Below are 10,065 nucleotides of genomic sequence, written 5' to 3'. Positions count from 1 at the left end.
TCTAAAGAAGCAAACGGCGTTTGCTTTCCATCTTCGGTATATAGCTTCCGCCAACGATACAGGGCACTTTCAGGAACACCAAGTTCGGAGGCAATGATTTTAACTGGTTTGGAAGAGTTAAAACTCAAACGTACCGCATTTTTCTTAAAATCTTGGTCGTAGCGATTGCGTGAATAGGTCATTTTGAGGACTCCTTTCGGATAAATCAATTCTCTTATGTTTCTGTCCGAAATTCTAGTACAGACCCTCCATAATTTGTATGCTCTTTTCTAGTACATATTTACGATAATTATTCGATTACCAAAAATGCCACCATTTTTTATTAGTTATATTTTTAGCTGCCTGTTTTTTTGCACCATCAGTTTTTGCAACTTGGCTTTTTTCTATACTTTCAAGATCTTCAACTGGGCCATCTAATTTTCGTAGGCGTTCTTTCAAATGGCGATCTTCTGCTACTGTTGCTAATTGTAATTGTTGTTGTTGGTCTATTAGTTTTGTTAAATGATCTATTTGTCTGTCTTTGCTACTTATTTGCTGGTCTTTGGTCGCAAGCTGTTTGTCACGTTGAGACTTTAAATCTGCTACCTCTTTTCTTAGAGTAGCAATTAGCTCATTATTTTTTTTGCTAGTCTTTGTCGCTTTTTTGCTACCTATTTGTTGATCTTTTGCTACCAAAGGCTTTGCTACCTTGTCCCTAATAATCCTTTCAGCTGTAAGGCTAATCATGTTTGTACCTTGACTATCTTTTTGTTGGTTCTTTGTTGGTAGTCTTTGGTAGTGATATTGAATAGTTTGTTTAGAGACCTTCAATTCATCAGCAAGTTCTCTAATAGTTTTAGGCATGTTTTCCAAACCCCTTTCGGAGTTCAGAAAGCATTTCTTGTCTTGTCTGATCTCTTATTGTTTTATCATGCTCAATCTGTCGTTCGGCTAAAATCTGTTTTTCAGTTGAGCCTAGTGGTAGGCCTTTAACTTTATCGGTAGCACGCCATTTTTCTTGTTCTGTTAATTCACCATTATTCTGGATATTAAAAAGTTTTTGACGCTCATCTTGGAACTTACCTTGAGAAAAGTCGTTTGCGTCTTTTCTTTCAGGCTTCCAAGTAAAAGTATAACCAATCACTGGTTTCCCACGACCTTTACCATATTTTTTTCGTATAGTTAGGCCTCTAAACAAAGGGGTTAGTTCTTCCTTAATTGGGCGAATAACCCTAGATTCAACGTTCGCAGGCTTACTCCAATAGCTTTGTGGAATATCTAGTAGTTCAAAGAAATCATTTTTAGAAAAATAAGCATAACCAGTGGTTCGGAATTGTTTAAGAATACGAAAAGTTGTTTTTGCGTAACTACTCTTTAAATCTCGGAACTCTGTCAAAGCATAACGAACCCAACTTTCGAGATTATTTAGAAGTTTCAACGCTTTGGGATAAATTTGAATATCAACATAAGGAACGTCTGCAGATCCCTTAATTTCAAATCGAGTGAACATGACAAACATCTCTCTATCAAGACCATCTTTACTTCGAGAGCCAAATCTAAGACCTAGTATTTTTTGATATGTACTTTGTATGTCATCAATAAACCGATTATTTGCGGTTGGCTTATAGGCACTTAACTCTTTTAACTGATCAAAGGTAAATCTAACAGTATCATCACCTTTATCACGCATTCTAGAAACTACAGAAAAGAACAAGTTCATTTCTACAGGAGTAAACCTTCGCAAGGGGATTGTATTTAATTCAGGGTCATATTTGACTAATTCATTGCTCATAAAATAACCTCCTTGAATAATACTACCTTATTTGAATACAGGAGTAAATAAATGTAGTCGATAAACAGACAAAATGTAGTCGATAAACAGACAAAATGTAGTCGATAAACAGACAAAATGTAGTCGATAAACAGACAAAATGTAGTCGATAAACTTCTGTACGCCTTGGGGGAGTAAGGCGCAAGAGGGGTCTAAAAGAGGTTTAAAAGAGGTTTATAAAAGAGGTATATAAGAGGCACCACTGTACGAGGTCAAAACCTAGAATCAAAAAACACAAAGGAGTGAGCTAAAACCAGCTCACATTAAACTTCAGTCGCTATGCTCCTTGCGCCTCACGCTGTTCGTTGCCTAAAAAGGTGTGGCAAGCCACATTAGTTCGGGCGCTGACGCCCCGAACCCCGTCCAAGCTGAGCCAGCTTGACTGCTTTTTCACTCGCCGTTAGGCAGGAAAGCAAAGTTTTATAGAAACTTTGGCTTTCGCCAATTCAGTGTTAAGACTGGTTTAGAGCTGTCAATTCCTTATGCTCCCACGCTTTGCTCGTCCGCTACCATTGACAGCAAACAGTTAGTTTTTTTGAATCTTAACAAGAACTTAGCTGCTATGTTCGTTTTTTAGGGCCTTATTTTTCGTTTCTAGCAATTTTAAGACTATTCATATACATTTATACCAAAGCAAAACAAAAAGCCCTCAGCAGGCTCTTAGAGGGCTAAATAACGAAGCCAGGACGATTAATAATATCTTCTTGTCTTTTTTGCAAAATATAAGTGTATAAGGAATCATACAAATTCTTTTTAATCTCGTTAGGTTCATTGACAGAAGCTTCAAACAATTCTTGAATATCAACTTGCCAAGGATCAGCAAGCATTTCATCAATTGGCTTTAATACTTTCTTTTCGTCAATCTTAATGACTCCTAACATCAAAATAATGCTTTCAGTTTAAATTCACAGATCTTACAGCACCGTTATTCAAAATTTGTTACCAAGCTTATAAAGATTATCTGCACAAAGCAATTAAAAAATTTTGGCTTAAAACAGCGTAATCTGCAACACTTTTTAAATATTTAAAACATAACAATCCTAGTTAGGTGCAAACATAAATTGAATTAAAAATACAGTCAATTCAACAACGGCAAAAACTGATTTCATGGTTATCAGCAGACCGAGTGAAACGAGGTCAATGCGCACTTACACCCTTGACACTTGTCAAGGGTAGATTTAATCCCCATTTTGATGGGGGTTATTTGTATTAGAAGGCTAACGCCAACTATCAAAAACCTAGAGTTAAATCTTAAGATTAATAAATCACATTACGAAGGATCCAATGACTATAAGCAAGACGAGCGCCGGGAGTTATTACCCAAGGGTGATTAATTTCGAAAACTTGAATTTCAGTTGCTAAGTAAAGCGGCGTCTTACCATGATTAAAAGCAAAAACGGGTTGCGGAAAATCAGGCTTACTAGCAACTTGATGAACACTTTGACGAGAGTTCATCTGCCAACGAATTTTTAAATCTTCACGCGACAATAATTGCGGTAATTGTGTTTTTTCAATTTGAGCTTGTTGCTGCAACTTTTGTGTAAAGGCTTGTTTAGTCTTGTTTTGATGCCAATCATCAAACAGATCATACTTGTTTGATTTAAAATCTAAATCCATAAAGCCAGCCTCCTAACCAAAATCAATTTGATCCAGCATCGTTTCGGTACTGGCCTGGTCTAAGCCTAAATAAGCTAAAGTCATTGCTTCACTGGAATGATTTAGCAAATTCATGACTAAGCCAATATTATAATTTGATTGCGTGTAAACGCGATAAGCCCCGGTTTTACGCATCGTATGGGTCCCTAGATAATTAATTCCTAACAGATCGCCAACCTTGCTCATGATTTTGTAGAACTGTTTTTCCGTGATATGTCGTTCTGGGTGCTGAATCGAGGGAAACAACCAGTCAGAAACCAAATGGTTTTCTTGCAACCAAGCTTGATAGGCTAATAAATCAGTTTGCACGGGTTTTAAGTAGAGCAGGTTAGCTTTACCGGTCTTTTGGTCGTGGATAAACGCATTCTGACGCACGGTGCCGTTTTCGTTAAAGACATCTGTCCAACGAAGCTTCATAACGTCGCTCACTCGCAACAGAGTCGCTTTACCCACTTGAAAAACGGTATAGTTACGCCAACCAGCTTTGAAATTATGGAGTAACGTATCTTGCACTTCTTTGAGCACATTTGAATCTTTGATTGGTAAGACAATTTGTTGCATAGTTTGAGCTCCTTTAAAATTTTTGATTTTTAGTACAAATTAAAGTACAATATTAAGTACAAAGAAAGGGTGGTAAATATGACATTAGCATTAACACAGAGCGATTTTCGCGCTAACTTAAAAAAATATTTAGATCAAGTTAATGACGAAGACGAAACCGTTTATGTTGCTCGTTCAAATAGTCGCGCAGTGGCCATCGTTTCACAAGAAAAAATGGATTGGCTAGAACGAGCATTAAAAGCTAAAGAGGGCTCGTTAGAATATGCAATTGCACGTGATCAGTTAATTAAACGCCATGTTTTACCTGACGATGAAATTGTTGAATCAGATGATGATTATTGGGGTCAGTTTAAATAATGAAAAAACTAAGATTTAAACCACGTGCAACCTTTAATGCTGATCTAAAACGGTTAGCCAGTTTAGACAAATCTATTATTGATGAAGTTCGAGCAGCCATTGATCTGTTGCTTGAGCAACAACAATTACCACCAGAATTTGAAGATCATGAGCTTAATCGGCGAATGAGCGGTTATAATGAATTTCACTTACGAGATACCCCGAAAAACAAAACACCAAGCGAAACTAACGATGTCCTGGTGGTTTATACGATTGATAAAGATGAACTAGTCTTAATTGGCATTCGAGTCGGATCGCATGATCGTTTATTTCCTGGTCAAAATCGTGCTAAAAGGTATCGAAAAAATGACGAATAGAAGAAGTCATTTTTATAATATGAAAATAAATAACCCCCAACATCTATATTATAGATGTTGGGGGTTATTCTTTCAATGTTTTCGAGGGGTTATTTGTTAATTATAGACCCTATATATTCATAGCCCCTTTCTGTTTGGTGTTAAAGTATTAGTCATCGATGTCATGCACTATCTTGTTTAGCTCCGTTTTGATGGAACTGGAAATATTTTCTAAATTGAAATGATTATATATTTCTTTATCCTTAAGCATCCTTTTTTGTGCCTTATTTAATTTACACTCATTGTTACCCACTACCCATTCATCCTTTGTACGTATAAAGGGATTTTGCGCACTTTCCTTTAACGCGTTTTGAACATCTTCATAAGGTAAATAAAATTCAATTGTAGATTTATTTAATTTTACAATCTACCATATAACGTCTCCATCTTTTCAAAACGACTTAATTCTACGGGCTATAAATAACTTAATTTGCCAGTGTATAACGTTTCAGATTAAGCTACCACTATGTTATAATAACCATATCGAAAGGAGATCAATCTAATGAAATATACGAAAACCAAAGCAGTATTAAATCAACTCGTTGCCGATTTGAGCCAGATGTCAATGATTATCCATCAGACGCATTGGTACATGCGTGGACCCAACTTTTTGAAGTTGCACCCCTTGATGGATGAGTTCATGGAAGAAATTGACAGCCAACTCGATGTCATTTCTGAACGGCTGATTGCGCTTGATGGCAGTCCTTACTCGACCTTAAAAGAAATGGCCGAAAACACTAAGATTCAAGACTGGCCTGGTGAATGGGACAAAACAACCCCAGAACGCCTCGCACACTTAGTTGATGGCTATCGTTACTTGGAAGACCTTTACCAACACGGCATTGAAGTATCCGATGTTGAAAAAGACTTCAGTACCCAAGATATTTTCATTGGTCTCAAAACCGCAATTGAGAAGAAAATCTGGATGATTCAGGCAGAGCTTGGATCGGCGCCGGAAATTGATGAATAAAATAATATTAAAAAATCGGTAGGCTTAAACATTGCTAACGCTTATATCAGTGCTGCTATTTAATTAAAATGCGACATCCCAACAACGGGGGTGGCGCATTTTTGTTTGCAATGCGGTGACAAATAGGCCGGAAGCAAAATAAGTGAGTGATAACTCATTTTAATGTTGACAAACCGAGATGTACTGATTATACTAAGGCCATTAAGTGAGTGAGTATACACTCGCTTTGAGAAAGAGGGTTATTAAAATGGTAACGGATTATGTCATCGCCAAGCAGGTCAGCAAGCACTTTGGTCATCAGCAAGTGCTCAATCAGATTGATTTGACACTGCCGGCTGGAATGATTTATGGCTTGATTGGGCCATCAGGAGCTGGGAAGACCACCTTGATCAAGAGTATTTTAGGGATGGAAGCTGTGGATAGTGGCACTGTTAAAGTCATGGATACGGTGATGCCCAATAGGGCGGTAATGGCACAAGTAGGGTATATGGCCCAAAGTGACGCTTTGTATGAGACACTAACGGCCCGTGAAAACCTGACCTTGTTTGGGCAATTGATGAGCGTTCCAAAAATAAAGTTAGCACAGATGATTGATTATGCAGCCGGATTAGTTGATTTAACGTCCCAATTAGACAAGCGGGTCAGTGGCTATTCGGGTGGGATGAAACGGCGCTTGTCGTTGGCAATTGCCCTGATTCAGGATCCCCAATTATTGATTTTAGATGAACCGACCGTTGGGATTGATCCAGAATTACGGCAACAAATTTGGACCGAACTAAATAAGATCAAGGATACCGGTAAGTCGATGCTCGTGACAACGCATGTCATGGACGAAGCAGAACGGTGTGATTATCTCATGTTGATTCGGCACGGGATTGCGCTTGCTGAGGGGACACCCGCGGCACTGAAACAACAGTATGCAGTAGATACGATCGAACAGGTCTTTTTGAAAGCGGGGCGGATGCAAGATGCGAACGATGGCAATCGTTAGACGGGTTTTTAAGCAAATGTTACGTGATAAGCGTACCTTGGCGCTGATGTTTTTGGCACCATTGCTGATTATGACGCTGATGTATTTCTTATTTCAAAACAACACGACGCAAGTAGCAAGCTTGGGTGTTCATCATGTAGACCAATCCGTGGTTAACGTGATCGATACCAAAAACGTGACGATTCATCATTATGATAGTTCACAGGCACGGAAAATGATTAAGCAGCATGATCTAGATGGCTATTTGACTCAGAAAAATGGTCAATTGACGATTACTTATTCAAATAGCAATCCAACCAACACGTCTTTAATTAAGGCGAGTTTACAATCAGGATTAGTCAAGTTGAAAATGAAGACGCTGGTGACCGTTACTAAGAAACAGCGCGCGGCCCTTGAATCGCAACAAGCCGCTTTGAAGAAGCTGACAGCAGCCCAGACACAAGCAACGGTGACCAAGCTGAAGACTGCCATTGCACAAGCCCAGGCCCGCGGTGACCAGGCAACTGCTGAGAAATTACAAAAGCAACTCAAGCAGGCCACAGCCACGACGTCTAGTTCGACTCAGTCAGCTAAAGCAACCAGTTATACGACTAAGTCTCATTATATTTATAGTAGTAGTGATTCAACGTTCTTTGAAAACTTTTTTCCAGCCTTTCTCGGTTTCTTTGTCTTCTTCTTTGTGTTCTTGATTTCTGGCGTTTCACTTTTGAATGAACGCACTACTGGAACCCTAAGCCGGCTACTTGCAACCCCAATTCGACGGAGTGAAATTATTATGGGCTATCTAATTGGTTATGGGGGCTTTGCCATCATTCAGACTGTCCTGACCGTTGTTTTCACAATTACGGTCTTCAAGATTCACTTAGTTGGTAGTATTTGGCTGGTCTTTCTGACTAACTTATTATTAGCGTTAGTGGCTTTGACCTTGGGTATCTTTATTTCCACCTTTGCTAACTCAGAATTTCAAATGATTCAGTTTATTCCACTGATTGTTGTACCACAAATCTTTTTTGCTGGGTTGGTTCCAGTCGATGGCATGGCCAGTTGGTTGCAAGCAATTGCCCACATCATGCCGTTATACTATGGTGCTAATGCGATGACGGCTGTTGTGACAAAGGGTGCTGGGCTTGGCGATATTGGTGTCAATTTGTTAATATTAGTAGGGTTTATGGTCGTACTAACAATGTTGAATATTGTTGGAATGAAACGTTATCGGAAGGTGTGAGGATATGGAACGACCACGGATACGGGATTATTTTCAACAGGATCTAAGTCAGAATGAAACGATTACACCTAAGCAACGGGCCATCCTCCAGGCAAGTCTCGATTTGTTTGCTGAAAAGGGTTTTGACCAGACCAGTACTAGTGATATTGCACAACGGGCCGGCGTTGCGGAGGGGACGGTCTATCGGCGGTATAAGACTAAGGCTGCCTTACGGGATGCCATCTTAGCACCAATTACCGCGCACATTGTGCCAATCTTAGCGAGTGATTTTTCAGAGGATGAATTACGGCAGCGTTATCCCAGTCTACAGGCATTCGTCACAGCAATTTTTACGGACCGAGTTGCATTTGCTAAAGCTAACGTGAAAGAGTTAAAGGTCATTTTTGAAATGGCAGCTTTTGACACCGAACGACGCGAACAGATTCTTAGCCAGATTGCGCCTAAGATGGTCAAGCAGATGGGAAGTGTCATAAATCAACTAAAAGCAGATCATTTGATTGTGGATTGGCCGAATGATTTGATACTGCAAAGTTTGTTATCGCAGCTATTCGGTTACCTAGCGCAGTTAATGCTGGAATTGCCGGGAACTGAAATTGAGCGCGAACAAGCGTATTTGATTACGGTGATGACCAAAATATTGACCCCGGGTGAACATGATCAAATTACTGGTCAGTGAGCTAACTGTTACTTGATATAAACTAAAGCCACTTCTGTACTTAGCGGTCATTTGAACGCTAAGTACAGAAGTGGCTTTAGTCGTTGCTACGCGTGTTCGTTTGTTAATCTGCTAGTATCGTCATTTTATTCAACAAACTAGTTTGTAACTGGCTGAGTGTGGTCGTCATGTAGACCGGGTAAAGATCTGGGTTGACGAGCCGCTGGGTTGTTCGTGGGAGCTCGGCAAGTTTAGCCTGGGTCGTTGCCTGAATGGTTGTAACCGGAATTGACGTGGTGTTGGACAAATCTACCGGCGCGAGTAAGGGCCGGGCTTCAAAATGGGTGAGTCGCTGTTGACGGTCGACACTGAGTGGGTCACTGGTGACGACGGTTAGGCTGGTCGCATCAACGATCGTCTCGGTAGCTAGTGCAATCAAATCAGCAAAGGCCCGCTGAGTTCCTGGTTCGTACAGACGATAGACTTGCTTATCACCAGGAATCGTTAGTTTTTCGCGACTGGCACTGACCTTGATCTTGGGGGTGCTCTGACCATTGCTCTCAGTTGCCGCAAGCTTGTAGACGCCACTTAGAACCGGTGCGGACGCGCTAGTGATGAGCTTTTCACCGATACCAAAATTATCGATCGGTGCGCCTTCGTGCAACAGCGAGGTAATGATGTGTTCATCCAATGCGTTAGAAATAGTGATTTTGGCATTGGGAAAGCCAGCCGCGTCCAATTGTGTCCGGGCAGCTTGTGATAAAGTCGTGACGTCCCCCGAATCGATTCGAATACCGACGGGTTCATGCCCAGCTGCTCGTAGCTCCTTAAAGACCGTCACCGCGTTAGGAATCCCAGAGTTAAGCACATCATAAGTATCGACTAGTAGCGCACTATTGTCAGGATATTGTTCGGTCCACTTGCGAAACGCCGTTAGTTCATCTGGGAAAGCTTCAATCCAACTGTGGGCCATGGTACTAGCAACGGGAATATCAAACAGCTTCGCAGCGAGAACGTTTGAAGTACTATTGGCGCCACCAATAATGGCTGCCCGGGTGCCGTAAAGTGCGCTTTCCGGGCCTTGCGCACGGCGCGCACCGAATTCCATAATTGGACGTCCTGCCGCGGCATAACTCAGTCGACGAGCTTTAGTGGCAATCAGTGATTGGTGATTGACGATATTTAAGACGAGCGTTTCAAGTAATTGCGCTTGCTCAAGTGGTCCAGTGATTGTCAATAGTGGTTCACGAGGAAAGACCGGGGTTCCTTCTGGAGACTGGCAAAGTAGGCGGCGGATTTTTTTAACATATCACGCTCCAATGCTAATTCGGCATTTTCACGTTTTAAGGCACGGTTCTCAGCTTCTAAAGAAGCAAACGGCGTTTGCTTTCCATCTTCGGTATATAGCTTCCGCCAACGATACAGGGCACTTTCAGGAACACCAA

12 protein-coding genes and 1 pseudogene are annotated in these 10,065 nt (G+C 40.7%); 6 read left to right on the top strand and 7 right to left on the bottom strand.

The annotated features are described in order from the left end of the window. The 6 genes from EKM76_RS11465 to EKM76_RS11440 form a co-directional block, all read right to left on the bottom strand. Positions 1-182: transposase (locus EKM76_RS11465; protein WP_164507645.1), on the bottom strand; the 182-nt coding region annotated here is incomplete at its 3' end. Between the two features lie 115 nt (positions 183-297). Beyond that, positions 298-843 (bottom strand): DUF536 domain-containing protein, encoded by a 546-nt coding sequence (locus EKM76_RS11460; protein ID WP_010620839.1) that lies wholly within the window; start codon positions 841-843, stop codon positions 298-300. Then, a complete protein-coding gene (locus EKM76_RS11455) occupies positions 836-1,771 on the bottom strand; it encodes a replication initiation protein (protein WP_063285835.1) in 936 nt (311 codons plus the stop codon). The genes EKM76_RS11460 and EKM76_RS11455 overlap by 8 nt, the downstream gene beginning before the upstream one ends. A 707-nt stretch (positions 1,772-2,478) precedes the next feature. Further along, positions 2,479-2,691, bottom strand: coding sequence for a hypothetical protein (locus EKM76_RS11450; RefSeq protein ID WP_054656489.1), 213 nt, complete (start codon positions 2,689-2,691; stop codon positions 2,479-2,481). A gap of 376 nt (positions 2,692-3,067) precedes the next feature. After that, positions 3,068-3,427 (bottom strand): hypothetical protein, encoded by a 360-nt coding sequence (locus EKM76_RS11445; protein ID WP_125550761.1) that lies wholly within the window; start codon positions 3,425-3,427, stop codon positions 3,068-3,070. 12 nt (positions 3,428-3,439) lie between these two features. Continuing rightward, entirely contained in the window at positions 3,440-4,027 is a 588-nt protein-coding gene (locus tag EKM76_RS11440; protein WP_063207285.1) for a site-specific integrase, read from the bottom strand. A gap of 78 nt (positions 4,028-4,105) precedes the next feature. On the opposite strand from EKM76_RS11440, the gene EKM76_RS11435 reads away from it, so the two are divergent. The 6 genes from EKM76_RS11435 to EKM76_RS11410 all read left to right on the top strand — a co-directional run bounded on the left by EKM76_RS11435 (position 4,106) and on the right by EKM76_RS11410 (position 8,641). Next, a complete protein-coding gene (locus tag EKM76_RS11435) occupies positions 4,106-4,384 on the top strand; it encodes a type II toxin-antitoxin system Phd/YefM family antitoxin (RefSeq protein WP_125550760.1) in 279 nt (92 codons plus the stop codon). After that, positions 4,384-4,740: a type II toxin-antitoxin system YafQ family toxin gene (locus tag EKM76_RS11430; protein WP_046041398.1), complete on the top strand. Its 357-nt coding sequence runs from the start codon at positions 4,384-4,386 to the stop codon at positions 4,738-4,740. Before EKM76_RS11435 ends, EKM76_RS11430 begins: the two co-directional genes overlap by 1 nt. A 541-nt stretch (positions 4,741-5,281) precedes the next feature. Then, positions 5,282-5,749 (top strand): Dps family protein, encoded by a 468-nt coding sequence (locus EKM76_RS11425; protein WP_003587210.1) that lies wholly within the window; start codon positions 5,282-5,284, stop codon positions 5,747-5,749. A gap of 247 nt (positions 5,750-5,996) precedes the next feature. Beyond that, a complete protein-coding gene (locus EKM76_RS11420; protein WP_125550759.1) occupies positions 5,997-6,740 on the top strand; it encodes an ABC transporter ATP-binding protein in 744 nt (247 codons plus the stop codon). Continuing rightward, on the top strand, positions 6,718-7,965 hold the full coding sequence (locus EKM76_RS11415) for an ABC transporter permease (RefSeq protein WP_010620835.1): 1,248 nt from the start codon (positions 6,718-6,720) through the stop codon (positions 7,963-7,965). Before EKM76_RS11420 ends, EKM76_RS11415 begins: the two co-directional genes overlap by 23 nt. A gap of 4 nt (positions 7,966-7,969) precedes the next feature. Next, positions 7,970-8,641 carry a TetR/AcrR family transcriptional regulator gene (locus EKM76_RS11410; RefSeq protein ID WP_014975084.1) on the top strand — a complete coding sequence of 224 codons (672 nt, stop codon included), beginning with the start codon at positions 7,970-7,972 and terminating at the stop codon, positions 8,639-8,641. 103 nt (positions 8,642-8,744) lie between these two features. Here the strand turns inward: EKM76_RS11410 and EKM76_RS11405 are convergent. Then, positions 8,745-10,065, bottom strand: a pseudogene (locus EKM76_RS11405) (nicotinate phosphoribosyltransferase); the annotation flags it as partial.

This window comes from Loigolactobacillus zhaoyuanensis, from assembly GCF_003946385.1.
In the GTDB taxonomy this organism is placed as follows: Bacteria; Bacillota; Bacilli; order Lactobacillales; family Lactobacillaceae; genus Loigolactobacillus; species Loigolactobacillus zhaoyuanensis.
Note: the sequence above shows the minus strand (reverse complement) of the source record. Positions and strands in the feature narration are given on the sequence as shown.